At 69.5% G+C, this 24,316-nt stretch carries 29 protein-coding genes and 2 pseudogenes; 22 read left to right on the plus strand and 9 right to left on the minus strand.

Annotated features, from left to right (window positions below; genetic code table 11):
* Positions 1-13 precede the first annotated feature (13 nt).
* From ACZ4MF_RS32650 to ACZ4MF_RS32675, 6 genes are all read right to left on the minus strand, one after another.
* Entirely contained in the window at positions 14-1,255 is a 1,242-nt protein-coding gene (locus tag ACZ4MF_RS32650) for a M48 family metalloprotease (protein ID WP_467495807.1), read from the minus strand.
* Between the two features lie 50 nt (positions 1,256-1,305).
* Entirely contained in the window at positions 1,306-1,839 is a 534-nt protein-coding gene (locus tag ACZ4MF_RS32655; protein WP_467495808.1) for a Pycsar system effector family protein, read from the minus strand.
* Entirely contained in the window at positions 1,836-3,308 is a 1,473-nt protein-coding gene (locus tag ACZ4MF_RS32660) for a hypothetical protein (RefSeq protein WP_467495809.1), read from the minus strand. The genes ACZ4MF_RS32655 and ACZ4MF_RS32660 overlap by 4 nt, the downstream gene beginning before the upstream one ends.
* A 52-nt stretch (positions 3,309-3,360) precedes the next feature.
* The gene (locus ACZ4MF_RS32665) at positions 3,361-5,616 is read right to left on the minus strand and encodes a hypothetical protein (RefSeq protein ID WP_467495811.1); all 2,256 of its coding nucleotides are present in this window, start codon (positions 5,614-5,616) and stop codon (positions 3,361-3,363) included.
* A complete protein-coding gene (locus ACZ4MF_RS32670; RefSeq protein WP_467495812.1) occupies positions 5,613-6,515 on the minus strand; it encodes a hypothetical protein in 903 nt (300 codons plus the stop codon). Before ACZ4MF_RS32670 ends, ACZ4MF_RS32665 begins: the two co-directional genes overlap by 4 nt.
* Before the next feature lie 123 nt (positions 6,516-6,638).
* On the minus strand, positions 6,639-7,406 hold the full coding sequence (locus ACZ4MF_RS32675) for a Crp/Fnr family transcriptional regulator (RefSeq protein ID WP_467495814.1): 768 nt from the start codon (positions 7,404-7,406) through the stop codon (positions 6,639-6,641).
* Positions 7,407-7,860: 454 nt separating this feature from the next.
* On the opposite strand from ACZ4MF_RS32675, the gene rpsL reads away from it, so the two are divergent.
* From rpsL to tuf, 4 genes are all read left to right on the plus strand, one after another.
* Positions 7,861-8,232 carry a 30S ribosomal protein S12 gene (gene rpsL / locus ACZ4MF_RS32680; RefSeq protein ID WP_003948652.1) on the plus strand — a complete coding sequence of 124 codons (372 nt, stop codon included), beginning with the start codon at positions 7,861-7,863 and terminating at the stop codon, positions 8,230-8,232.
* A 2-nt stretch (positions 8,233-8,234) separates the two neighbouring features.
* Positions 8,235-8,705: a 30S ribosomal protein S7 gene (gene rpsG / locus ACZ4MF_RS32685; protein WP_003992340.1), complete on the plus strand. Its 471-nt coding sequence runs from the start codon at positions 8,235-8,237 to the stop codon at positions 8,703-8,705.
* A gap of 39 nt (positions 8,706-8,744) precedes the next feature.
* Positions 8,745-10,871 (plus strand): elongation factor G, encoded by a 2,127-nt coding sequence (gene fusA / locus ACZ4MF_RS32690; protein WP_467495816.1) that lies wholly within the window; start codon positions 8,745-8,747, stop codon positions 10,869-10,871.
* A gap of 154 nt (positions 10,872-11,025) precedes the next feature.
* Entirely contained in the window at positions 11,026-12,219 is a 1,194-nt protein-coding gene (tuf, locus tag ACZ4MF_RS32695) for an elongation factor Tu (RefSeq protein ID WP_467495818.1), read from the plus strand.
* A 110-nt stretch (positions 12,220-12,329) separates the two neighbouring features.
* Here the strand turns inward: tuf and ACZ4MF_RS32700 are convergent.
* From ACZ4MF_RS32700 to ACZ4MF_RS32710, 3 genes and pseudogenes are all read right to left on the minus strand, one after another.
* Positions 12,330-12,659: pseudogene (locus ACZ4MF_RS32700) on the minus strand (Uma2 family endonuclease); the annotation flags it as partial.
* An 89-nt stretch (positions 12,660-12,748) separates the two neighbouring features.
* A pseudogene (locus ACZ4MF_RS32705) lies at positions 12,749-13,590 on the minus strand (helix-turn-helix domain-containing protein).
* A gap of 140 nt (positions 13,591-13,730) precedes the next feature.
* Positions 13,731-14,282 carry an ATP-binding protein gene (locus ACZ4MF_RS32710; RefSeq protein ID WP_467495819.1) on the minus strand — a complete coding sequence of 184 codons (552 nt, stop codon included), beginning with the start codon at positions 14,280-14,282 and terminating at the stop codon, positions 13,731-13,733.
* Positions 14,283-14,386: 104 nt separating this feature from the next.
* Between ACZ4MF_RS32710 and ACZ4MF_RS32715 the strand changes: the two genes are divergently transcribed.
* The 18 genes from ACZ4MF_RS32715 (at position 14,387) to rplN (ending at position 24,316) form a co-directional block, all read left to right on the plus strand.
* Entirely contained in the window at positions 14,387-15,244 is an 858-nt protein-coding gene (locus ACZ4MF_RS32715) for a helix-turn-helix domain-containing protein (protein WP_467495820.1), read from the plus strand.
* On the plus strand, positions 15,241-15,438 hold the full coding sequence (locus ACZ4MF_RS32720; RefSeq protein WP_467495821.1) for a DUF397 domain-containing protein: 198 nt from the start codon (positions 15,241-15,243) through the stop codon (positions 15,436-15,438). The genes ACZ4MF_RS32715 and ACZ4MF_RS32720 overlap by 4 nt, the downstream gene beginning before the upstream one ends.
* 47 nt (positions 15,439-15,485) lie before the next feature.
* A complete protein-coding gene (locus tag ACZ4MF_RS32725) occupies positions 15,486-15,833 on the plus strand; it encodes a hypothetical protein (protein WP_467495822.1) in 348 nt (115 codons plus the stop codon).
* A gap of 123 nt (positions 15,834-15,956) precedes the next feature.
* A complete protein-coding gene (locus ACZ4MF_RS32730) occupies positions 15,957-17,174 on the plus strand; it encodes a hypothetical protein (RefSeq protein WP_467495823.1) in 1,218 nt (405 codons plus the stop codon).
* A 51-nt stretch (positions 17,175-17,225) separates the two neighbouring features.
* Positions 17,226-17,420 carry a hypothetical protein gene (locus ACZ4MF_RS32735; protein WP_467495824.1) on the plus strand — a complete coding sequence of 65 codons (195 nt, stop codon included), beginning with the start codon at positions 17,226-17,228 and terminating at the stop codon, positions 17,418-17,420.
* A gap of 22 nt (positions 17,421-17,442) precedes the next feature.
* Positions 17,443-18,030 carry a hypothetical protein gene (locus ACZ4MF_RS32740; RefSeq protein ID WP_467495826.1) on the plus strand — a complete coding sequence of 196 codons (588 nt, stop codon included), beginning with the start codon at positions 17,443-17,445 and terminating at the stop codon, positions 18,028-18,030.
* A gap of 449 nt (positions 18,031-18,479) precedes the next feature.
* A complete protein-coding gene (gene rpsJ / locus ACZ4MF_RS32745) occupies positions 18,480-18,788 on the plus strand; it encodes a 30S ribosomal protein S10 (protein ID WP_003948644.1) in 309 nt (102 codons plus the stop codon).
* Positions 18,789-18,804: 16 nt separating this feature from the next.
* Complete coding sequence (rplC, locus tag ACZ4MF_RS32750; protein ID WP_062706771.1) at positions 18,805-19,449, plus strand: 50S ribosomal protein L3; 645 nt, start codon at positions 18,805-18,807, stop codon at positions 19,447-19,449.
* Between the two features lie 8 nt (positions 19,450-19,457).
* Positions 19,458-20,114, plus strand: a complete 657-nt coding sequence (rplD, locus tag ACZ4MF_RS32755) for a 50S ribosomal protein L4 (protein WP_071385019.1) — start codon at positions 19,458-19,460, stop codon at positions 20,112-20,114.
* A complete protein-coding gene (gene rplW, locus ACZ4MF_RS32760; protein WP_071373347.1) occupies positions 20,114-20,533 on the plus strand; it encodes a 50S ribosomal protein L23 in 420 nt (139 codons plus the stop codon). Before rplD ends, rplW begins: the two co-directional genes overlap by 1 nt.
* Before the next feature lie 40 nt (positions 20,534-20,573).
* Positions 20,574-21,410 carry a 50S ribosomal protein L2 gene (rplB, locus tag ACZ4MF_RS32765; protein WP_020941674.1) on the plus strand — a complete coding sequence of 279 codons (837 nt, stop codon included), beginning with the start codon at positions 20,574-20,576 and terminating at the stop codon, positions 21,408-21,410.
* A gap of 12 nt (positions 21,411-21,422) precedes the next feature.
* On the plus strand, positions 21,423-21,704 hold the full coding sequence (rpsS, locus tag ACZ4MF_RS32770; protein ID WP_003992359.1) for a 30S ribosomal protein S19: 282 nt from the start codon (positions 21,423-21,425) through the stop codon (positions 21,702-21,704).
* A 44-nt stretch (positions 21,705-21,748) separates the two neighbouring features.
* Positions 21,749-22,096: a 50S ribosomal protein L22 gene (gene rplV, locus ACZ4MF_RS32775; RefSeq protein WP_003974262.1), complete on the plus strand. Its 348-nt coding sequence runs from the start codon at positions 21,749-21,751 to the stop codon at positions 22,094-22,096.
* The gene (rpsC, locus tag ACZ4MF_RS32780; protein WP_055706471.1) at positions 22,096-22,914 is read left to right on the plus strand and encodes a 30S ribosomal protein S3; all 819 of its coding nucleotides are present in this window, start codon (positions 22,096-22,098) and stop codon (positions 22,912-22,914) included. Before rplV ends, rpsC begins: the two co-directional genes overlap by 1 nt.
* A gap of 5 nt (positions 22,915-22,919) precedes the next feature.
* Positions 22,920-23,339 (plus strand): 50S ribosomal protein L16, encoded by a 420-nt coding sequence (gene rplP, locus ACZ4MF_RS32785; protein ID WP_030788270.1) that lies wholly within the window; start codon positions 22,920-22,922, stop codon positions 23,337-23,339.
* Complete coding sequence (gene rpmC, locus ACZ4MF_RS32790) at positions 23,339-23,563, plus strand: 50S ribosomal protein L29 (protein WP_055632347.1); 225 nt, start codon at positions 23,339-23,341, stop codon at positions 23,561-23,563. Before rplP ends, rpmC begins: the two co-directional genes overlap by 1 nt.
* On the plus strand, positions 23,563-23,847 hold the full coding sequence (rpsQ, locus tag ACZ4MF_RS32795; protein WP_018543912.1) for a 30S ribosomal protein S17: 285 nt from the start codon (positions 23,563-23,565) through the stop codon (positions 23,845-23,847). The genes rpmC and rpsQ overlap by 1 nt, the downstream gene beginning before the upstream one ends.
* A gap of 100 nt (positions 23,848-23,947) precedes the next feature.
* Positions 23,948-24,316: a 50S ribosomal protein L14 gene (gene rplN / locus ACZ4MF_RS32800; RefSeq protein ID WP_003998823.1), complete on the plus strand. Its 369-nt coding sequence runs from the start codon at positions 23,948-23,950 to the stop codon at positions 24,314-24,316.

The raw sequence follows: 24,316 nt of genomic DNA on the forward strand, positions 1-24,316 counted from the left end.
CCTTCGGCGTTGTTCACCTGTGCTGTGCCGGGCCCTGCGGCTGCAGGTAGGGCTGGAGGTGGTGCAGCCGGGTGTGGTGGTCGGGGTGGGAGGACAGCAGCCGGGCGAGTGCGCTCTCCTCGACGTGCCGTCCGCCGTTCCGCGCGGCCAGCTGGGCCTGCTGCCACTGCTCCTGCCGGTGCATCTTGTCGAGGACGGCCGCCAGCATGGGGGCGAAGCCCAGCGCGGCGGCGTGCTCGTCGGCCCGCAGTTCGGCGCGGCGGCCGACGGCGGCCAGGGCGTACGGCACGGCCAGGAGCAGCAGCGGCAGGCCGTAGAACGTGCTGATCGTGGCGAGTCCGATGCTGCCGACGACCAGGAAGAGGAAGCCGATGCCGAAGCAGCCGAAGGCGCGCGAGATCTTGAACATGAAGCCCGAGCCGGCCTTCAGCACCCGCCAGGCCGTCCGGCCGGGCAGGGCGTACCAGTAGCCGAGCAGCGAGGACCAGGCGTGGCCGCCGACGTGGTGGCCCAGCTCGTGTGCCATGACGGCGGCCAGCTCGCCGTTGGGCAGTCCGTTCATGGCGAAGCGGGTGACGCCGACGATGTGCCCGGCGGCCGCGACGGCGTTCAGGGCGTCGCTGTCCTCCACCCACAGTTCGTAGTTCCGGCCCTCGACCCCGGCGCGGGCCGTGACCTCCCGCCAGACCGGTTCGAGGGTGGCGCGTTCCTGCGGAGTGGGATGGCGCAGCCGGAACACATGGCGCGCGAGGGCGCTCTCGGTGGGCCGGTGGAACACGAGCGCGCCGCTGGCGATCCAGGCGAGCACGACGACGATGCCGAAGCCCCCGAAGAACGCGGAGATCAGGCCGACGACGAAGAGGCTGCACAGGAAGTTGGGCACGTGCAGCAGCAGGTTTCCCCAGGCCGTGGCGTCCGTCTGGCGCTGCTTGTCGGTGAGGAAGACGCGGCCCCGGTCGGTGTCGATGTGGTGCGGGTGCTGCGGCGGGACCGGCGGGACCGGCGGCGCGACCGGGGGCACGGGCGGCGGCGCCGCCGGGTACTGCGGGGCGGCTCCCGGGTACGGCGGCGGCACGGGCGCCGCCGCCTGCGGGGGGCCGGGGTACTGGGGTGCGGCGTGCGGGTACGGGGGAGCGGCGGCTGCCTGAGGGTACGGCGGGGGCGTCGGCGAGGCCGTCGGGTACGCCGGCGGCGCCGGGGGCGGCTCGGGGTGGGGGCGGGCGGCCGGCTCGGGGTGGTCCGGTGGTGAGGTCATGGCGGTCGTTCGTTCCTTCACGTGCGTGGGGACGGCTGCCGAGCGGCGGTTCAGCCGATCAGCAGGGAGGCCGGCAGCAGGACCGTGCCGGCGCAGAAGGCGATGAGCCCGGTGCGGATCCACTGGTGCTTGCGCGCGGCGATCCGGCTGTTCTCCGTGAGCGCGCGGGTCAGTCCGGCCGTGGGACGCCGCTCGGTGTCGGCGAGGGCGGCGTCCAGGCGGCCCTGCCGGACGGCCTGTTGGATGTCGCCGAAGTACGACAGCGGCTCCCCGGGCGTCCAGGCGCCCAGCCGGTAGCGGGGCAGTACGGCGAGGAGCAGGGCGAGCAGCGAGACCAGCAGCGACAGGGCCCCGGCCCACCACACGACGGTGCCGGCCACGGAGAGCGCGGACGGGCTCCACTTCCGCCCCGCGAGCAGCGCGCTGAACACCCCGGCGGTCATCCCGAGCGCGGCGACGAGGACGGAGGCCTTGTTGTCGGCGTGGGCGATCTCGCCGCGCGTCTCGGCGAGCAGCCGTGCGCACAGCCGGGCGGCGGTGGGGGTGTCCGGGTCTCCCGGCGCGGCGGGGTCTGCGGTCGTCACGTGCCGCTCGCTTCGCTGTCGTCGGGGGCGGCCGGGGGCTTCGTGTCCTCCGGTCGCGCCGCCGCACCCGTACCCGGATCCGGCACCGTCGGCGTCGTGCCGTACCCGGGAGGCGGCTGCCAGGCAGGTGCCTGCGGGGCGTAGGCGGGCGGGGGCGGCGGGGCCGGGAAGCCGGGGGCGGCGTACGGGCCGGGCATACCCGGCGGGCTGTAGGGCGCGGCCGGTGGTGCCGGCGGGGCCGGCGGGGCGGCCGGGGCGATGGGCGGCGGAGGGCTCGCGGGCTGCGCCGGTCTCGCATCCGCCGGCATCGCGTCCGCCGGTACCGCTTGCGGCGGGCCCGGCGGCAGCAGGGGCGGGTTCTGCGGTACGCCGGGCAGGCGCTGGTTGAGGATGTCGCTGACCGTGCGCAGGGCCAGCTGCTTGGGGCCCTCCAGCTCGTAGTTCTCGGCCGTGTCGCCGCTCAGCAGCTGCTTCACCAGGTCCATCTGGGCCTGGATCATGCGCAGTTGGTCCTCGCGCATGCTGCTCATCACCAGCTGGGAGTCCTCGGGGTGCTGGGCGAGATGGAGGGCCCAGGAGTGCACGCCGCCCTGCTGGAGGTGGTACTGGTAGAACTCGATCTTCTGGGCCTCGATCTGCTGCAACTCCACCTGCTGGCGCCCCTGTTGGAGGGCGAGCTCGTGGTGCTGCCCGCTCGCGAGCATGGCCTGCTCGTGCTGCCAGCGCTGCTGCTGGAGCAGCAGTTCCTGCTGCTGTGTGCCGTACGCGACGGCCCGCTCGATCTGGAGCGCGTCCTGCTGGCGCAGCCGACGGTCCATGTCCACGTCGACCTGCATGCCCCGCTGGGCCGCGAAGGACTGCTCGGTGGCGGAGTGGTCGATGGCCCGCAGCCGTTGCTGGTGATCGATGTCGGCCTGGTCGCGCCGCAGCCGAAGGGTCCAGGTGACCTGGAGTCCCGCGGTCGCCCCGAGCGGCCCCAGCACGGTCACCGCCTGGAGCAGTTCCTGCTCGGCCGAGGCGCTCCGCGCGACCGGGAAGCGCCGGGTGACCGGCCGCGCCGCCTGCTGGAGTTCGCCGAGCACCAGCGCGGGCACGTCCCGGTGCCCGCTCGCCACGAACCGGGCCGGGTCCAGCACCTGCCAGGACAGGTCGATCTCGGCGGTGAACTCGAAGGCGTCGTTGTCGCTCGGCAGCGTCAGGGTGGAGGTGTACGGGTGGACGCCCATGTCCACCTCGTAGACGGCGGAGTAGCGCTTGGCGGTGATCTCGGCGCGCGTCGGCCGCTGGGGCGGCAGATAGGCCTCGTAGGAGCCCTTCGGCGTGGAGAAGACGAGCGCGTGGTCGATGCGGACCAGGGATCGGAAGTTGAACTCGAAGCGCGACAGCTGCCGCACGGTGAGCACCGGGTCGACCAGCTGGGTGTGCCGGTCGGCGGGCTGCTGCCACTCGGGTTGCCGGAAGGAGGGCATGGTGTGTCTTCCCGGGTCGGTCTCGGATGGGTCGGTCTGCGGGACGGGTTGGTCAGTGGGCGGACAGCACGGTCAGCAGGCGGGCCGCGACCTCGGGCGGACGGGCACCGTCCTCGCCCGGCATGGTGCGCAGCAGATGGCTCAGCCGTTCGTACTCGGTGGTGGTGGTGACGAGCCTCGGCAGCAGCGCGGCCAGGGCCCACTCGACGGGCGTCGACCGGTCGGCGGTCAGCACCCAGTTGCTCAGCACCTTCAGTGCCTGCCGCGTGGTGCCCAGATCGGCCAGCGCGGCCCGCCAGAGGAACGGCACTCCCTGCGCGGCGGTCATACGGTCGCCGGTCACGGGGTCGGCGGTGGGGTGGCCGGTGGCCGCGCGGGTGAACCAGTCGAGGACGAGCGGAGTGCCGTACCGCTCGTCGCCCTCGGTGTGCGCGCACGCCCCGATGAAGCCGGCCAGCGTCAGGTCGTGTACGGCACGGTCGTCGTCGAGGTGGGCGCACAGCTCGCCGAGGACGCTGTCGCTCGCGGCCGACAGCAGCAACAGCGCGACGGACTCGGCCAGTTCCTCACCCAGTTCGCCGTCGATGTCGTCGGGCTGGTCCTCGTACAGCCGCCGTACGGCGCGGCGCAGGGCGCCCATGGCCTGCGCCGGGCGCTCCGCCCCGATCAGCCCGTACGCCCGTACGGCCACCCAGCGCAGCGACGCGGGGCCGTCCTCGCACCAGGTGTCGAGGATGCGCGGGATGTTGGGCGTGCCGACCAGGTGGGCCAGGGCGAGCGCGTTGACCGCCACGAGCCGGTGCCGGTACCGCTTGGAGGTGCCCCACGGCTCGATGACCAGCGCCATCGCGGACGGCAGATCGGTGCGGGCGAGGACCGCCACCGTGGAGGCGGCCCGGGTGCGCACCAACGGGCGCCCGTCGTCGGCCAGTTGGCGCAGCCAGCGGATCAGCGCGGGCCGGGCGGAGGGGTGGCCCGTCCACACCTCGCGCAGCAGCACCAGCGAGGCGCGGTCGTCGCGGAACACGGCCTTCTGCTGGTCGACCGGGCCCCACTCGGTCTGCTCGGGCTCCCACTTCATCTCCGCGCGGGCCAGTTGCAGCCGCTTGCCGACGTGCGTGCCGAAGACGGGGACCTCGGGGACGCGGGCGCGGTTCTCGGTCTCCTGGAGGTGGCGGTAGAGCAGGTCGCTCAGCTCGGCGGTGAGCGCGTACGGCCCGCCGTCGAAGGCGGCGAGGGCGACGAGGAAGGCCTTGTCGCGCAGGTGCAGTTCGGACTCCGGGGCCTCGAACCACTCCTGGACCTGGCTCTCCAGGGTCGCCAGCGAGAACCGTGCCACGTCGGCCGCGTCGGCCTCGCCGGACGCGTACCGGCCGAGCAGCCCGGCGAACTCGGCCGTCTCGCGCGGCTGGTGGCTGCGCCGCAGGAAGTCGGCGACCTCCGGCAGGGCGAGCAGCCGGCCGGCCGTCTCCTCGTCGGTGCGGGCACGCAGCCGGGCGGCGAGCACCTCGGCGGCGGCCGGCGCCCGCCATTCCTCGGTGGTCACGTCGTCCAGCGCGGCGCCGGGGTCGAGGGTGACGACGAGGTAGGCGTCGCGCTCGGCGAGGCGCTCGCGGACGGCGAGCAGGTGGGTCCAGCGCAGCGGCTGGTCGCGGCGCGGGGTGAGGTCGCACAGCACATGGCCGCGGGCCTTGTCCCGGCCCGGTGCGTCCGGTGCGGCCTGCTCGTCGCCGAACCGGTCGGCGAGGCCGCCGGCGGTGGTGTCGCGGGCCAGGGTGCGCACGGGGTGGGCGCCGAGGCGGCGCAGCAGCATCAGCGCGGCGGTGCGCCGGCCGGTGAAGCGGCCGCCGGACAGCACCAGGACCCGGTCCTCGCGCAGCCGCCGCAGCAGGCGGTCCATCAGCTGCTCGTCGGCCGCGAAGCCGCGCTCCAGCTCTGCCAGCGTGGCCTCGGGCACCTCGCCGGAGGCCGGGGTCGCGGTGCCCGGTCCGCCGAACCGGTAGACCTCCGTCTTGCCGCCGAGGAACACGTCGCCGCTGAAGTGGCCGCCGCTGATGCCGCCGTGCTGGTCGCCGCCGAGCAGGCCGCCGCTGAAGCGGGCCCGGGCGCCGACGTTCATGGAGCGCGGGCTGTGGTCGACCAGGTCGCGCCGGGCCGACCAGGCGTCCTGCGGCTGGTCCCGTTCCTCGGCCGTGTCCGGGTCCGCGGCGGCGGCGTCGGCCGGCCGGGGCTCGTCCGCGGCCGGCGGCTCGGGTGCCGGTGGGCCGGCGGGCGGGCGGGGCGGTTCCTGTGGCTCGGGTGTGCTCATGCGTCCGTACCCCGTCCGCGGCCGTCACGGCCGTCTCTCCTGCCGCCGTCGCCACGGCCGTCACCACGGTGTTCGCCGAAGGAGACGTCGCCGCTGAAGTGGCCGCCGCTGATGCCGCCGTACTGGTTGCCGCCGAGCACGCCGCCGCTGAAGGTGCCGCCCTGGACGGTGATGGACGTCCCGGTGGTGTGGGCGCCGGGCGCCGGGGCCTGCCCCGGTCCGTCCGGCGCGGCGGGCGGCCGCGGTGCCGGGCGGTCCCCCGATCCGCCCGGCACCTCCCCCGTGTCACCGTGGTCGTGATCCCGGTCGGCGCGGCCGTCCCGGCCGACCGGCAGCGGCCCGTGCAGCCAGGCCTTCAGCGAGCCGTTCTTGCTGTCCACCGTCACCGGGCGGAAGTCGCCGGCGGGGATGCCCGGGTGGTCGTGGCGCACCACCCCGGCGTACAGGGCGTCCGAGACGCACAGCGCGAAGTCGTCGGGCCGCTCGCGCAGGGCCCGGCGCAGCAGGGCGGCGTCCAGCAGCCGGCAGGCGTGGTTCAGATCGGAGCCGACCCAGCCGTCGTGCTCGTCCACGGCGACGTAGCCGGTGGCGAGGACGCCGCGCAGCCGCATCTGCGCGGAGCGGGACGCCATGCGGTTGACGGCCCGCAGCTCGGCCGGGACCTCGCTGAGCAGGACCCGCAGCAGCGCGGTGACCGAGGCGTTCGCGTCGATCAGCTCCATCACCGCGTCCCCGCGGTCGGCGCGCCGGCGCCGGGTCTCGTCGATGCCCGCGCGTTCCAGCACGCGGTCGGTGAGGTCGTACAGCATGCGCCGCAGATAGGCCTGCTCCACATCGTCTCGGTCGCTGAACCGCTCGATGTCCAGCAGCAGGATCGTCCGGCTCACGGGGTCGGTCATGGTCGCCTCTCGGAGGTTCCGCCGTGCAGAGCAGCAGAGTGACCGTGCGCCGGCGCCGACCGTGAGGGCGGATGACGCAGTCGAAGTGTGACCGTGTGCACAGAGTGAATCCGGGGGCCGGTGTCAGCCCTCGGGCGACCGCGGCGGCGAGGGAATCGCCGGTGCTCCCTCCGTCACGGTCGCCGCCGCTATCTGCCGGAGCACGTCGGGGCGGCGGATCAGCAGGGTGCGGCGGCCCGTGGTGACCGCCTGCTTGTCACGGAGCTCCTTCAGCAGGCGCTGGACCATCTCGCGCGAGGCGCCCACCGAGCCCGCCAGCTCCTGTTTGCTCAGCGGGACGGAGAGCTCGATGCCCTCCTCGGTGCGGCGGCCGTGGGTGCGGGCCAGCTCCAGGAGGAGGACGGCGAGCCGCTCGCGCACGTTCAGGGAGGCGAACTCCAGGCGGCGGCGGTCGGCGGCGCGGGTGCGGTCGGCGGTCAGGCCCAGCAGCGCGAAGGACGTGGCGGGGGAGTGCTGGAGGAAGCCGCGGAACCGCTCGTGCTCCACGGCCAGCGAACGCACCGGCTCCAGCGCGGTCACCGTCGCCGACCGCGGCCGTCCGGTGATCGCCGACGACTCGCCGACGATGTCACCGGGGCCGCGCAGCGCGAGCAGCGCCTCGTAGCCGTTGGTGGCCGCCGCGGTCACCTTCGTCCAGCCCTGCACGAGGAAGAGCACGTACGAGGACGGCTCGCTCTGCCGGATCAGCACCGTGCGGGCGGGGAACGTCAGCTCCCGGCCGAGGGCGAGCAGTGCCTCCCGGTCCTCCGTCTCCAGCCGGGCCAGGAAGGGCACCCGGTCGTCCAGGCCGCCGTCGTCCCGTACCGAGGTGGTGGTCCACGCGCTCGTCATGCCGGTCCCCCGAATTGTTCACCCGCAGCGGACGGATCAACGTACTGAAAGCGCATCGGCCGTACCCCCGGCAAGACCGTAAATCGGCCATAAATGTCCGAAGGTCGCCGGTGGCCGCTCCGACCAGGGACGATGCGGTGCCGGGACGGCCGTCCGGCGGCCATCGGACAAGTGGGACGAAAGCTCGCTTACGAGGTGAGAAGTCCGGCGTGTCGGGGCCCGCTCCATTTGTTTTGACCGAAGTCCGTGAGGTAGGTACGCTCAGACCTTGTGCCTGGGGTGTGCCCTGGCTCTCGTGCGTGCCTTCAACCGCACAGCGAGCCGCACATGGCCACCGTACTCTGCGCCCTTTTGCCCTTGCGGCAAGGTCTGCGGGATTCGACACACCCGACCGCGTGGGTCGGCGACGTACCAGGTTAGCTTCACCATTCGGCACACAGAAACCGGAGAAGTAGTGCCTACGATCCAGCAGCTGGTCCGCAAGGGCCGGCAGGACAAGGTCGAGAAGAACAAGACGCCCGCACTCGAGGGTTCCCCTCAGCGTCGCGGCGTCTGCACGCGTGTGTTCACGACCACCCCGAAGAAGCCGAACTCGGCCCTGCGTAAGGTCGCGCGTGTGCGTCTGACCAGCGGCATCGAGGTCACCGCTTACATTCCGGGTGAGGGACACAACCTGCAGGAGCACTCCATCGTGCTCGTGCGCGGCGGCCGTGTGAAGGACCTGCCGGGTGTTCGCTACAAGATCATCCGTGGCTCCCTCGACACCCAGGGTGTCAAGAACCGCAAGCAGGCCCGTTCCCGCTACGGCGCCAAGAAGGAGAAGTAAGAATGCCTCGTAAGGGCCCCGCCCCGAAGCGCCCGGTCATCATCGACCCGGTCTACGGTTCTCCTCTGGTCACGTCGCTCATCAACAAGGTGCTGCTGAACGGCAAGCGCTCCACCGCCGAGCGCATCGTCTACGGCGCCATGGAGGGTCTGCGTGAGAAGACGGGCAACGACCCGATCATCACGCTGAAGCGCGCGCTGGAGAACATCAAGCCGACCCTCGAGGTCAAGTCCCGCCGTGTCGGTGGTGCGACGTACCAGGTTCCGATCGAGGTCAAGCCCGGTCGCGCCAACACGCTCGCGCTGCGCTGGCTGGTCGGTTACTCCCGCGCCCGTCGCGAGAAGACCATGACCGAGCGTCTGCTCAACGAGCTTCTCGACGCTTCGAACGGCCTCGGTGCGGCCGTCAAGAAGCGCGAGGACACGCACAAGATGGCCGAGTCCAACAAGGCCTTCGCGCACTACCGCTGGTAGTCGCTACCCACATCGAGACCGAGAGAAGACTGAAGCCTTATGGCTACCACTTCACTTGACCTGGCCAAGGTCCGCAACATCGGGATCATGGCCCACATCGACGCGGGCAAGACGACCACCACCGAGCGGATCCTGTTCTACACCGGTGTGTCGTACAAGATCGGTGAGGTCCACGACGGCGCTGCCACCATGGACTGGATGGAGCAGGAGCAGGAGCGTGGCATCACGATCACCTCTGCTGCCACCACCTGCCACTGGCCGCTGGAAGACGTCGACCACACCATCAACATCATCGACACCCCGGGTCACGTCGACTTCACCGTCGAGGTGGAGCGCTCCCTGCGTGTGCTCGACGGTGCCGTGACGGTGTTCGACGGCGTCGCCGGCGTCGAGCCCCAGTCCGAGACGGTGTGGCGCCAGGCGGACCGCTACGGCGTTCCGCGTATCTGCTTCGTCAACAAGCTCGACCGCACGGGCGCGGAGTTCCACCGCTGTGTCGACATGATCGTCGACCGCCTGGGCGCGCAGCCGATCGTCATGCAGCTCCCGATCGGTGCCGAGGCCGACTTCCAGGGTGTCGTGGACCTCGTCCGCATGAAGGCCCTGGTCTGGTCCGCCGAGGCCACCAAGGGCGAGATGTACGACGTCGTCGACATCCCGGCCACGCACACCGAGGCCGCCGAGGAGTGGCGCGGCAAGCTGGTCGAGGCCGTCGCCGAGAACGACGAAGAGATCATGGAGCTGTACCTGGAGGGCGAGGAGCCTTCCGAGGAGCAGCTGTACGCCGCGATCCGTCGTATCACCATCGCGTCCGGCAAGTCCGACGGCAAGACGATCACCCCGGTGTTCTGCGGTACCGCGTTCAAGAACAAGGGCGTTCAGCCCCTGCTCGACGCGGTCGTGCGCTACCTGCCGTCCCCGGTCGACATCGAGGCCATCGAGGGCCACGACGTCAAGGACCCCGAGGTCGTCGTCAAGCGCAGGCCGTCCGACGACGAGCCGCTGTCGGCGCTGGCGTTCAAGATCATGAGCGACCCGCACCTCGGCAAGCTCACCTTCGTCCGGGTGTACTCGGGCCGCCTGGAGTCCGGCTCTTCGGTGCTGAACTCCGTCAAGGGCAAGAAGGAGCGCATCGGCAAGATCTACCGCATGCACGCCAACAAGCGTGAGGAGATCGAGTCGGTGGGCGCCGGTGACATCGTCGCCGTCATGGGCCTGAAGCAGACCACCACCGGTGAGACGCTGTCCGACGACAAGAACCCGGTCATCCTGGAGTCCATGGACTTCCCGGCGCCGGTCATCCAGGTCGCCATCGAGCCCAAGTCGAAGGGCGACCAGGAGAAGCTGGGCGTCGCGATCCAGCGCCTGGCCGAGGAGGACCCGTCCTTCCAGGTCCACTCGGACGAGGAGACCGGCCAGACCATCATCGGTGGCATGGGCGAGCTGCACCTTGAGGTGCTGGTCGACCGTATGCGCCGTGAGTTCAAGGTCGAGGCCAACGTCGGCAAGCCGCAGGTGGCCTACCGCGAGACGATCCGCAAGGCCGTCGAGCGCGTCGACTTCACCCACAAGAAGCAGACCGGTGGTACCGGTCAGTTCGCGAAGGTGCAGATCGGCATCGAGCCGCTCGAGGGTGGCGACACCTCGTACGAGTTCGTGAACAAGGTGACCGGTGGCCGTATCCCGAAGGAGTACATCCCTTCGGTGGACGCCGGTGCGCAGGAGGCCATGCAGTTCGGCATCCTCGCCGGTTACGAGATGACCGGTGTCCGCGTGATCCTGCACGACGGTGCCTACCACGAGGTCGACTCCTCCGAGCTCGCCTTCAAGATCGCCGGTTCGCAGGCCTTCAAGGAGGCCGCGCGCAAGGCGTCCCCCGTGCTCCTTGAGCCGATGATGGCCGTCGAGGTCACCACGCCCGAGGACTACATGGGTGAGGTCATCGGTGACATCAACTCCCGCCGTGGTCAGATCCAGGCCATGGAGGAGCGTGCCGGCGCTCGCGTCGTGAAGGGCCTCGTGCCCCTGTCGGAGATGTTCGGCTACGTCGGCGACCTCCGCAGCAAGACGTCGGGTCGCGCAAGCTACTCGATGCAGTTCGACTCCTACGCCGAGGTTCCGCGGAACGTCGCCGAGGAGATCATCGCGAAGGCCAAGGGCGAGTAACGCTCCGCGTTCACACGCTTTAGGCTTGACTCCGGAGCCGCCAGGGGCATTCACCCGCATTCGTGGGGGAATGCCCTCGGCCCCGGGCTTTCCAGCAAAGATCACCTGGCGCCGATGAAGCAAGGCGTTCAGAACCACTCCACAGGAGGACCCCGTGGCGAAGGCGAAGTTCGAGCGGACTAAGCCCCACGTCAACATCGGCACCATCGGTCACATCGACCACGGTAAGACGACCCTCACGGCCGCCATTACCAAGGTGCTGCACGACAAGTACCCGGACCTGAACGAGGCCTCGGCCTTCGACCAGATCGACAAGGCTCCTGAGGAGCGCCAGCGCGGTATCACCATCTCCATCGCGCACGTCGAGTACCAGACCGAGGCGCGTCACTACGCCCACGTCGACTGCCCGGGTCACGCGGACTACATCAAGAACATGATCACCGGTGCCGCGCAGATGGACGGCGCCATCCTCGTGGTCGCCGCCACCGACGGCCCGATGCCGCAGACCAAGGAGCACGTGCTCCTGGCCCGCCAGGTCGGCGTTCCGTACATCGTCGTCGCCCTGAACAAGGCCGACATGGTGGACGACGAGGAGATCCTGGAGCTCGTCGAGCTCGAGGTGCGTGAGCTCCTCTCCGAGTACGAGTTCCCGGGCGACGACGTCCCGGTCGTCAAGGTCTCGGCGCTGAAGGCGCTTGAGGGCGACGCCGAGTGGGGCAAGTCCGTCCTGGACCTGATGGACGCCGTCGACTCCGCCATCCCGGAGCCGGAGCGTGACGTCGACAAGCCGTTCCTCATGCCCATCGAGGACGTCTTCACGATCACCGGTCGCGGTACGGTCGTCACCGGCCGTATCGAGCGTGGTGTCCTGAAGGTCAACGAGACCGTCGACATCATCGGCATCAAGACCGAGAAGACCACCACCACGGTCACCGGTATCGAGATGTTCCGCAAGCTCCTCGACGAGGGCCAGGCGGGCGAGAACGTCGGCCTCCTCCTCCGCGGCATCAAGCGCGAGGACGTCGAGCGCGGCCAGGTCATCATCAAGCCGGGCTCGGTCACCCCGCACACCGAGTTCGAGGCGCAGGCCTACATCCTGTCCAAGGACGAGGGTGGCCGCCACACGCCGTTCTTCAACAACTACCGTCCGCAGTTCTACTTCCGTACGACTGACGTGACCGGTGTTGTGACCCTCCCCGAGGGCACCGAGATGGTCATGCCGGGTGACAACACCGAGATGTCGGTGCAGCTCATCCAGCCCATCGCCATGGAAGAGGGCCTGAAGTTCGCCATCCGCGAGGGTGGCCGCACCGTGGGCGCCGGCCAGGTCACCAAGATCGTCAAGTAAGTACCGCTTGCTTGAAGGTCACTGATTGACCCAGCGAAGAGGCCCGTACGACTTCGGTCGTACGGGCCTTTTCTGTTGCCTGGGGGGAGAACGGTGCTCGGGGTCCAGGGTCACCCGTAGAGCGGCAGACCCTCGGTCGAGATCGTCCAGTCGGCGATCGTGACGTCCTCGCCGTAGACGAAGTCCTTGCGGGTGGCATAGCGGGGGCCGTCCGGGGTGGGGTGGATGTCGGTGAAGACGGCGCCGGTGCCGGTGCGGGGGTCGAAGATCGCGTAGACGGGGATGCCCATCAGGGGGTAGTCGCGGACCTTGCCCACCCAGTCGTTGTCAGGGTTGGAGCGGGAGACGATCTCGATGGCGGCGATGAGTGTGCGGGGATCGAAGGAATCAGGAACCTCCATGTCCGCCCAGGTAATCACCATGACGTCGGGGCGGCGCATGAAAGCCACCCTGCTGTGCGCTGCCCGATGCAATGGTCATGGCGCTCGCCCCTCGTCCGTGCCCAGGGGCAAGGATCGTCGCATTCATGCTAGGCGGCCTCTGACAGATCGGTTCGGCAGTCGCGGCAGTGGCCGGGGTGGGGTGCGCGGAAGGCCCGGTCGCAGACGTCGCAGGTCTGCAGGGGGTGCCGTACGGGCGGTGGGGCGGCTGGTGCGAACGGGGGCAGGGGTGGCAGTTGGCTGGTGAGGCGGTGGGCCAGCAGGGCCGCGGGGCGGCGTAGTACCTCTGGCGGCAGGTCGGTGGCCAGGGCCCGGCGTACGGCGGTGGGGCCGACGTCGCGTTCCAGCCAGGCCGCGACGCCCGGGGCCAGGTGCGCGGTGTCGCACTCGGAGAGGAGCAGGCGTGGATCGTGGCGGCGCAGGCCTGCGAGCAGGTCCGTGGCCTGCTGGAGGAGCGTGGGGGAGGGGCAGGACGGCCGCGGGACCGGCGGCGTTCCTGCTTCTTGCGAGGCGTGACACCGGCCTCGTGAGCGTCCTTCCGGGCACCGGGCTGGTTGCAGGAGACCGTGCGGGTGACGATACGGCCGCCGGGCACACGGGTGCGTTCGCGGCGCAGGTAGCCGTGGGCCTCCAGCTCACGCAGGGCTGCGGCGATGCGGGTCGCGCCCTCGGGGAAGCGCGCGGCGAGGGTCTTGATGTCGACCTGGGCGCCCGGCGGCAGCGACTGGATGTGCACCCCCAGTCCGATGGCGAGCCCCGACAGCTCCGGGTGCTGGGCGAGATGGTTGCCGATCACCGTGAAGCGGGAGGTGTGGCGGGTGTGCTCGTGGATGAGCCCGCCGACGCCCGTACGGGGGCCCCGATTCGGGTGTTTGTTGCCTGCAACGCGGGACTGGGCGTGTGGGGGCGCGCTAAGGTGCTGGGTGTCCATCGGGAAGTCCTTACCTTCCTCGGTGGTCAGGCCCTCGCAACGGGATTGCCGTCCCGGCGAGGGCCGTCGCATGTCTGCGGCTGTGTCGCGCCGAGCGTAAGGCAGGCAATAGGCCCCGAATCCAGCCGAGTTGGCGATGTTCACCCTCGCGGGTGAGTTTGCGCCGTGGGCGGGAGGGGTGGGGCTTGGTCGGGTTCTTTCCCCCTCGTTCGTCCTTGGGAAAGACCGCCCCTCGCACCGGAGCACGGGCACCCGGGTTCCGGTGTCGGAACGGCGACTTCGGCCCAGACGGTCTTGCGCGGGGTGGGCCCCTCCGCCACTCCCCAGCGGTCGGCGAGCGCGCCGACGAGGTGCAGTCCGCGCCCGGATTCCGCTTCGGCGGTGAGGGTTTGGGCGCGGGGCAGGCGGTCACCGCGCGTGTCGGTCACCTCGATGCGGAGCGTGGCGCCGACGACGTAGAGCGTGAGCCGGAAGTCCCGTCCGGGCACCTTGCCGTGGGTCACGGCGTTGGCGGCCAGCTCGGCCACGATGTGCTCCGCGGCGTCCAACGGGAGCTGCCAGTCACGGAGTTGCCGTACGGCGAGCAGTCGAGCCAGGCGGGCTCCGCGTGGGGTGGGGGGCAGGAGCACCGTGAAGTTGGGGATGACGGATTCTTGGATCACGTGACTCAGAGTGGCCGGACTTGCTTCCATGGGTGAGTGTCAACGCCCTTACGTACGGTGACTGTCCCCGCTTTGTCTCGGCTGTCTCGGCTGTCTCAGGCGTTGTACGGGTACGAGTGCGTGTCGGAGGAGGCATGGGTGACGTGGTGAACGACGGGGTGGACGAGGCCGGTTGGGACGTCGAGCCGGGGGACGAGATCGAGCCGGTGGTGCAGGCGGTGGGGCGCCTGCTCAAGGTGTGCCGGGAGGCGGCCGGGGTGAGTGTGCCGGATCTGGCGGCCGCCCTCGGGTACGGCGAGGACATGATCCGCAAGATCGAGCGCGGAGCGCGGATTCCCCGGCCGGAGGCCCTGGACAGAGCGGACCAGATCCTGACGGCGCAGGGGCATCTGAGGGCGTTCATGGAGGACATGCGGAAGGCTCGCTACCCGAAGAAGGTGCGGGAGCTGGCGGAGCTGGAGGGGAGGTCGGTGGAGATGCTGCTGTACAGCAACCACAACATCCATGGGTTGTTGCAGACGGAGGAGTACGCGCGAGCGCTGCTTCGCACCTGGCGTCCGGCCTACTCGGTGGACGCGTTGGAGCGCATGGTGGCCGGGCGCATGGCTCGAAAGTCCGTCTTCGAGCGCTCACCCGCACCGGAGTTCAGCTTCGTCCAGGAAGAGGTGACGCTGCGCCGTCCGGTCGGGGACACAATGGTGTTGCGCCGACAGCTCGAACACATGCTGGAGGTGGCCCAGTTGCCATTCGTGGAGCTTCAGGTGATGCCAACCGCCCGCGCGAACCACCCTGGAACGGGAGGCCGTATCCAAGTGCTGAAGTTCGCGGACGGTACGGGGATGGGCCGTACCGACGGTGACTTCTCGGGCCGCCCGGTCTCGCACCCGAGACAGCTCCGGGTCCTCGACCTGCGCTATGGCATCATCCGGGCTCAGGCGCTCACGCCAGAGGAGTCTCTGGTCTTCATCGAGCAAGCACTGGGAGAACTATGAGCACCCCGGAACTCCACTGGTTCAAGAGCAGCTACAGCGACAGCAGCAACGGCAACGACTGCCTGGAGATCGCCCCCACCCCCACCACCATCCACATCCGCGACTCCAAGACCCCCACCGGCCCCCGCCTCACCCTCGCGCCGGAGGCCTGGTCGGCCTTCCTGCCCTACGCATCCGGAAGCCCCCTCGTCTGAGTACGAGCGCTCATGTACGGCTGGAAACAGCCGAGTTGAGTGGAGCCATGCTCGAAGAATCGCGGAACGACCGGATGCGGGGCGAGTGGATCCCGCCTCTGGTGTCCACACTGGTCACAGTTCCCTTGGCCCTCTTCCTCCTCGTCGCTGCCGCGTTTGCGCCCATGGCGTGCGACAACTGCACCGAATCGGAGGCGCACCGCTTCGACACCGGCTACGACGTCGCCGTGCCGGTCTTCCTGACTGGCTTGGCGGTTTCCGCGCTGCTGATGCTGACCAGCTGGTGCGTGCCGTGGACGGTGAAGAACATGGCACGTCGCCGACTGACGGCGACCCTCGCTCCGTGCGTCCTGCTGCTTGCGTACGTCTTCTTCGCCGGCCGTATGGCCTCCTGAAGCCGTCAAGCGGTACCGGTTCGATCACGGCTTTCACAAAATCTGACACACCCTCTGTGCAATACCCGTGTCGGCGAAGAACACTGCCCCCGCCAGTGAGCTTGCACGACCGAAAGTGAACCCGTGACCGCCGTCCAGCCCCCCGAGCACCCCGACGAGTCCTCCATATCCGACGAGCAGTGGGAGGCGTTCCTGCGGGAAGCCACGGAGGACGGTGGCAGGAATGCGCCGAAGGAGCCGTCCGCGCGGGCGCGGATGGTGGCCCGTCGGCTGCGGGAGCAGGACGAGGCGGACGGGGGCAACGGCCGGCGGCGCTGGCGGAAGCGGCCGGCGAAGCCGCAGCCGTCGCTGCCCCCGGGATGGCGCACCGGTCCGGCCTGGCGGGAGATGAACGGGCGGAGCCGCCGGCGCCGCACCGTGGGCTCGGTGATCGGTGTGGTGCTGGCAGCGGCGCTGGCCCTCGTGGCCGTACGGCCGTCGCTGCTGCTGGACCGGCTGCCCGGCCGCGACCACGGCTCCCGGACCTCGGCCTCGACGCTGCCCGCCGAGACGGCACCGCCGACCAGCGCCCCGGGCGCGGTCGACCAGGCCGGACTGCCCACCCGCAAGGACCCGTTCCTCGGTTCGCCCGCGCAGCGGTGGGCCGACGGGGCGGACGCCATCGAGGTGCCGAGCGCGAAGGCCGTGGGCTGGCTGAGCCAGGCGGACATGGCTGTCGCCCTGCGCCGCGCCAAGGAGTTCCTGGTCGGCGCCAACCTGGACCCGGCGGTGCTGCGCGGCGGGCAGCCCACCTCGGTGCTGGCCCTGCTCGACCCGGAGCAGAAGCACCCCGATGAACTGTCCGACCTGCGGCGCTCGCTGCGCACCCCGGACCGCCGGTACGACCCCCTGCAACTGGTGACCCGGTTCGACCCGGCGCAGGTGGTCCTCGCCGGTGACGTGGTCAAGGTGCGCGGCCGTATGACGTTCTCCGCGGGCGCTGCGGGCGAGGTGCGGGTGCACGCGGACTACACCTTCGTCTACCCGCTGGTCCGGGCCGGCGGGGAGTCGGGCGGAGCCGACGCCGCCGTGGCACGGACGATCATCCGCCGCGACCTGACCTTCGACCTGCTCGACCCGCGCACATGGATCGCGACCGGGGGCAAGCTCACGGTCCGGTCGTCCGACAGCGAGTTCTACAACACCGAGTGCGGCGTCCACGACGGCTACTTCCACCCCGTCTTCCCGAATACCGCCCCCACGGGCGCCCCGGCGACGGGCCCGGCCACGGACCCGTACGACCGCAGCCAGTCCGTGTCGGACGACCACAGCAAGGGGTGCGGGACGGTCACCCGTAGCTGATCGACGTAGTCCTGGCCCTGGCTCTGCCCGCCACTTCGCGAGGCAGAACAGTTGCCGAAGGGCGCCCTCCACCAGGACATCAACGCGAAGTTCGAGAACTTCGGAGCGGTGCGCGGAACCTACAGCGTCATCCAGGAGGACATCGTCAACGACGACCGCACGACCAAGTACGCGGCCGCCGACTGGAAGGCCGAGGTCGCCCTTCGCCGTTCCCTTCACCCAGGCGCTGGCCGCCTACGCGGATGACACGGACCAGATCCTGACCTCGGTGAACGTGGGCTACGTCCGCGCGGACACGTCGTCCACCTCGCCCTGGCAGGACCGGGCCGGCGTCCACATGTCCGTGTCGGTGGACACGGACCATGTCGTACGGGCGGTGTCCGACAGCCCCGAGGCCTACGCCACGGTCCGTGATGCCGCCACTCGGCGGGCCGCCGCCGATCTCGCCGCCACCCCCGCCACGGCCGGGAAGGAGACGCTCACTCTGCGGGCGAAGCTCTGCGGGCGGGTCCTCGGCTCGCTGGACGGGGTGGCGGAAAAGGTGAGGGGGAGCGTGGGACGGACCGGGGCGCGGAAGCGGAGCGGGGACGTCGCCGCCCGCCTGTCGGCACACGCGTCCGCGCCGCCCGCCTGCGGCCAGGACGCCGCCGGCCATCTGATCGACTCGTGGAAGCAGGTACTGAAGGGTGCCGACGCCACGGACGCGCTCGCGCGGCTGGAGACCCAGAGCATGGACATGAGCCGTGTCCGGGGCAAGGCGCTCGGCGCCGACAGCGGGCTCCAGGACGCTCTGGCGTACGGTTCCCGGGACAGTGCCCTCGCGGCCCGCGGCGATGCTCTCGACAAGCTCCGGTGACCGCGACGGCCGAGGAGCCCGGCGCCCCGGTTTGACCTCCGTCACCTTCGGGGTATTCTCTCCGGCTCGATTGGCGGAGCCCCCGCCCCGTATGGCAGACTGTCCGAGTTGCTCGGCCGAGTGTTGATGCTGCGCGCCTCCCGCCGGGAGGACCGGAAGCGAGTCCCACAGTACTCGTCGCCCTAACTGCCTGCGGGCAGCGCTGGGGCGGACGTACGGGAATCTTCCGGGAAGTGCGGTGCGGTACTGGCCAGGCACCCGGTGGGCCTGAGGCCCCCGGTCCGCGGTTCCGGAAGGGCCGTCGCATTCCCTGCAGGGATGTTCGAACAAGGGACATCCGTGTCAGCGAGAGAGCGACACGCCCGACCGCGTGGGTCGGAGGCGAGCAGGCAGCAGAAGGAATCCGCCGGGTTCCAGAGCGTAAGAAGAGACAGGACTACTGAGTAGCCATGGCGGGACAGAAGATCCGCATCCGGCTCAAGGCCTACGACCACGAGGTCATCGACTCCTCGGCGAAGAAGATCGTCGAGACGGTGACTCGCACTGGTGCGTCGGTCGCGGGCCCGGTGCCGCTGCCCACTGAGAAGAACGTGTACTGCGTCATCAAGTCGCCGCACAAGTACAAGGACTCGCGCGAGCACTTCGAGATGCGCACGCACAAGCGCCTGATCGACATTCTCGACCCGACCCCCAAGACCGTTGACTCTCTGATGCGACTCGACCTCCCGGCCGGTGTCGACATCGAGATCAAGCTCTGAGGCTGGTGGGCTGAGAATGGCTAAGCAGATCAAGGGCATCCTGGGCGAGAAGCTCGGCATGACGCAGGTGTGGGACGAGAACAACCGTGTTGTTCCGGTCACCGTCGTCAAGGCCGGCCCCAACGTCGTGACCCAGGTTCGTACGAACGACGTCGACGGCTACGAGTCGGTCCAGATCGCCTTCGGCGAGATCGACCCGCGCAAGGTGAACAAGCCCCTCAAGGGCCACTTCGCGAAGGCCGACGTCACCCCCCGTCGCCACCTTGTCGAGATCCGTACGGCGGACGCCTCCGAGTACACCCTCGGCCAGGAAGTCACCGCCGAGGTCTTCGAGGCCGGCGTGAAGGTCGACGTCACCGGCAAGAGCAAGGGCAAGGGCTTCGCCGGTGTCATGAAGCGTCACAACTTCAAGGGCCTCGGCGCCGGACACGGCACCCAGCGCAAGCACCGCTCTCCCGGTTCCATCGGTGGCTGCGCCACCCCGGGCCGCGTGTTCAAGGGCCTCCGCATGGCGGGTCGCATGGGCAACGAGCGGGTCACCACCCAGAACCTGACCGTCCACGCCGTTGACGCGGAGAAGGGTCTGCTGCTCATCAAGGGCGCGGTTCCCGGTCCGAACGGCGGCCTCGTCCTGGTCCGCACCGCGGCCAAGGGGGCCTGAGGTAACCGATGAGCACTGTTGACATCCTTTCGCCGGCGGGCGAGAAGGCCGGTTCCGTCGAGCTCCCCGCGGAGATCTTCGACGTGGAGAAGATCAGCATCCCGCTGATCCACCAGGTCGTCGTCGCGCAGCTGGCCGCGGCCCGTCAGGGCACGCACAAGACCAAGACCCGTGGCGAAGTCCGTGGTGGCGGCAAGAAGCCGTACCGCCAGAAGGGCACCGGCCGCGCCCGTCAGGGCTCGACCCGCGCGCCGCAGTTCGCCGGTGGTGGCGTCGTGCACGGTCCCGTGCCGCGTGACTACTCGCAGCGCACCCCGAAGAAGATGAAGGCCGCGGCCCTGCGCCACGCCCTCACCGACCGGGCGCGTCACAACCGCATCCACGTCGTCTCCGGCGTGGTCGAGGGCGAGAACCCCAGCACCAAGGCCGCCAGGTCGCTGTTCGGCAAGATCTCGGAGCGCAAGAACCTGCTCCTGGTCGTCGACCGCGCCGACGAGGCCGCGTGGCTGTCCGCCCGCAACCTGCCCCAGGTCCACATCCTGGAGCCGGGCCAGCTGAACACGTACGACGTTCTCGTCTCGGACGACGTGGTCTTCACCCAGGCCGCTTTCGAGTCCTTCGTCGCCGGCCCGAAGGCCAACGACACCGAAGGGACCGAGGTCTGATGGCTACCCGTCACCCGAGCATCGCCTCGAAGGCGGCCAAGGCCGCCAAGGCCGCGCGCGTCGCCAAGGCGAAGCGCCACGCCACCGAGGGCAAGAACACCGTCGAGACCCCGCTGAGCAAGTCGTACACGGACCCCCGTGACGTGCTGCTCAAGCCGGTCGTCTCCGAGAAGAGCTACGCGCTCCTCGACGAGAACAAGTACACGTTCATCGTCGACCCGAACGCCAACAAGACCCAGATCAAGCAGGCCGTCCAGGCGGTCTTCTCGGTCAAGGTCACCGGGGTCAACACGATCAACCGCCAGGGCAAGCGCAAGCGCACGAAGACCGGTTTCGGTCAGCGTGCCGGCAGCAAGCGCGCGATCGTGACCCTCGCCGAGGGCGACCGTATCGACATCTTCGGCGGTCCGACCGCCTAAGGGCGGTCCGGATCGTCCGATATCGGACGAGGACTGAGAAATGGGAATCCGCAAGTACAAGCCGACTACGCCGGGCCGTCGTGGCGCCAGCGTCGCCGACTTCGTCGAGGTCACGCGGTCCACGCCGGAGAAGTCGCTGGTCCGCCCCCTGCACAGCAAGGGCGGCCGTAACAACGCCGGTCGTGTGACCGTTCGCCACCAGGGTGGCGGACACAAGCGCGCCTACCGAGTGATCGACTTCCGTCGTCACGACAAGGACGGCGTGCCGGCGAAGGTCGCGCACATCGAGTACGACCCCAACCGCACCGCGCGCATCGCGCTGCTGCACTACGCCGACGGCGAGAAGCGCTACATCCTCGCCCCGCGCAACCTGCAGCAGGGTGACCGCGTCGAGAACGGTCCCGGGGCCGACATCAAGCCGGGCAACAACCTGGCCCTCCGCAACATCCCGGTCGGTACCACGATCCACGCGATCGAGCTCCGTCCCGGTGGCGGTGCCAAGTTCGCCCGCTCCGCCGGTGCCTCCGTGCAGCTGCTCGCGAAGGAGGGCGCCTACGCCCACCTGCGCATGCCGTCCGGTGAGATCCGCCTGGTCGACGTCCGCTGCCGCGCCACCATCGGCGAGGTCGGCAACGCCGAGCAGTCCAACATCAACTGGGGTAAGGCCGGCCGTAAGCGGTGGCTGGGCGTTCGCCCGACCGTCCGTGGTGTCGTCATGAACCCGGTTGACCACCCGCACGGTGGTGGTGAGGGCCGGACCTCCGGTGGTCGCCACCCTGTGTCCCCGTGGGGCAAGAAGGAAGGCCGTACTCGTTCGCCCAAGAAGGCGTCGAACAAGTACATCGTCCGCCGCCGCAAGACGAACAAGAAGCGCTAAGGACGGGTTGAGATGCCTCGTAGCCTGAAGAAGGGGCCCTTCGTCGACGACCACCTGATCAAGAAGGTGGACGCCCAGAACGAAGCCGGCACCAAGAACGTCATCAAGACCTGGTCCCGTCGCTCCATGATCGTCCCGGCCATGCTCGGCCACACGCTCGCGGTGCACAACGGCAAGACCCACATCCCGGTGTTCGTCACCGAGTCGATGGTCGGCCACAAGCTCGGCGAGTTCTCGCCGACCCGCACCTTCCGGGGCCACGTCAAGGACGACCGGAAGTCGAAGCGCCGCTAGTAGCGGATCGCATTCAGACACGTAAGTAACTGAGAGGGACAACCATGGAAGCCAGGGCCCAGGCGCGGTACATCCGCGTTACGCCCATGAAGGCCCGCCGCGTGGTGGACCTTATCCGTGGCATGGATGCCACGGAGGCTCAGGCTGTTCTGCGATTCGCTCCGCAGGCAGCCTCCGTGCCGGTCGGCAAGGTGCTCGACAGCGCCATCGCCAACGCCGCGCACAACTACGACCACACCGACGCCGACAGCCTCTTCATTTCCGAGGCGTACGTCGACGAGGGCCCGACCCTGAAGCGGTTCCGTCCGCGTGCCCAGGGCCGTGCCTACCGGATCCGCAAGCGGACCAGCCACATCACCGTGGTCGTCAGCAGCAAGGAAGGAACCCGGTAATGGGCCAGAAGGTTAACCCGCATGGGTTCCGGCTCGGTGTCACGACCGACTTCAAGTCGCGTTGGTACGCCGACAAGCTGTACAAGGACTACGTCAAGGAAGACGTCGCCATCCGTCGGATGATGACGTCCGGCATGGAGCGCGCCGGTATCTCGAAGGTCGAGATCGAGCGCACCCGTGACCGCGTGCGGGTGGACATCCACACCGCCCGTCCCGGCATCGTCATCGGCCGCCGTGGCGCCGAGGCCGACCGCATCCGCGGCGACCTCGAGAAGCTCACGGGCAAGCAGGTCCAGCTGAACATCCTCGAGGTCAAGAACCCCGAGACCGACGCTCAGCTGGTTGCTCAGGCCGTTGCCGAGCAGCTCTCCTCCCGCGTCTCCTTCCGCCGTGCCATGCGCAAGAGCATGCAGTCGGCGATGAAGGCGGGCGCCAAGGGCATCAAGATCCAGTGCGGTGGCCGCCTCGGCGGCGCCGAGATGTCCCGCTCGGAGTTCTACCGCGAGGGCCGCGTGCCCCTGCACACGCTCCGCGCGAACGTGGACTACGGCTTCTTCGAGGCCAAGACGACCTTCGGCCGTATCGGCGTGAAGGTCTGGATCTACAAGGGCGACGTCAAGAACATCGCCGAGGTCCGCGCCGAGAACGCTGCGGCCCGTGCGGGTAACCGCCCGGCCCGTGGTGGTGCCGACCGCCCGGCCCGTGGTGGCCGTGGTGGCGAGCGGCGCGGTCGCAAGCCGCAGCAGGCTGCCGGCGCCGAGGCCCCCAAGGCCGAGGCCCCCGCCGCTCCGGCTGAGAGCACCGGAACGGAGGCCTGACCGACATGCTGATCCCCCGTAGGGTCAAGCACCGCAAGCAGCATCACCCGAAGCGTCGCGGTGAGGCCAAGGGCGGTACGACGGTCGCGTTCGGCGAGTACGGCATCCAGGCCCTCACGCCGGCGTACGTGACCAACCGCCAGATCGAGGCGGCCCGTATCGCGATGACCCGCCACATCAAGCGTGGCGGCAAGGTCTGGATCAACATCTACCCGGACCGCCCGCTCACGAAGAAGCCGGCCGAGACCCGCATGGGTTCCGGTAAGGGTTCGCCGGAGTGGTGGATCGCGAACGTGCACCCGGGACGGGTCATGTTCGAGCTGTCCTACCCGAACGAGAAGATTGCGCGTGAGGCTCTCACTCGTGCGGCTCACAAGCTGCCGATGAAGTGCCGCATCGTCAAGCGCGAGGCAGGTGAAGCGTGATGTCGGTCGGTACCAAGGCGTCCGAGCTGCGCGAACTGGGCAACGAGGAGCTTCTGGGCAAGCTCCGCGAGGCCAAGGAAGAGCTGTTCAACCTCCGCTTCCAGGCGGCCACGGGTCAGCTCGAGAACCACGGCCGTCTCAAGGCGGTCCGCAAGGACATCGCGCGGATCTACACCCTGATGCGCGAGCGTGAGCTGGGCATCGAAACGGTGGAGAACGCCTGATGAGCGAGAAGAACGTGACTGAGAACGCAGAGGCCCGCGGCTTCCGCAAGACCCGTGAGGGTCTCGTCGTCAGCGACAAGATGGACAAGACCGTCGTCGTCGCCGTCGAGGACCGCGTCAAGCACGCGCTGTACGGCAAGGTCATCCGCCGTACGAACAAGCTCAAGGCGCACGACGAGCAGAACGCCGCGGGTGTCGGCGACCGCGTCCTCCTCATGGAGACCCGGCCGCTGTCCGCGACGAAGCGCTGGCGCGTCGTCGAGATCCTCGAAAAGGCCAAGTAATTCTCCTGCGGGGCATCCCTCGCAGGACAGTTCCGCCAGGCTCCGGGAGCCGCTCCGCTGAGCGGCTCCCGGGGAACCGGCAGACAAACAGGAGATAGACGTGATCCAGCAGGAGTCGCGACTGCGCGTCGCCGACAACACTGGTGCGAAGGAAATCCTTTGCATCCGTGTGCTCGGTGGCTCCGGTCGCCGCTACGCGGGCATCGGTGACGTCATCGTCGCCACCGTCAAGGACGCGATCCCCGGTGGCAACGTGAAGAAGGGTGACGTCGTCAAGGCGGTCATCGTTCGCACCGTCAAGGAGCGCCGCCGTCCGGACGGCTCGTACATCCGCTTCGACGAGAACGCCGCCGTCATTCTGAAGAACGACGGCGACCCTCGCGGCACCCGTATCTTCGGCCCGGTCGGCCGTGAGCTGCGCGAGAAGAAGTTCATGAAGATCATCTCGCTCGCGCCGGAGGTGCTGTAA

The sequence above is a fragment of the Streptomyces sp. NPDC025793 genome, assembly GCF_055558375.1.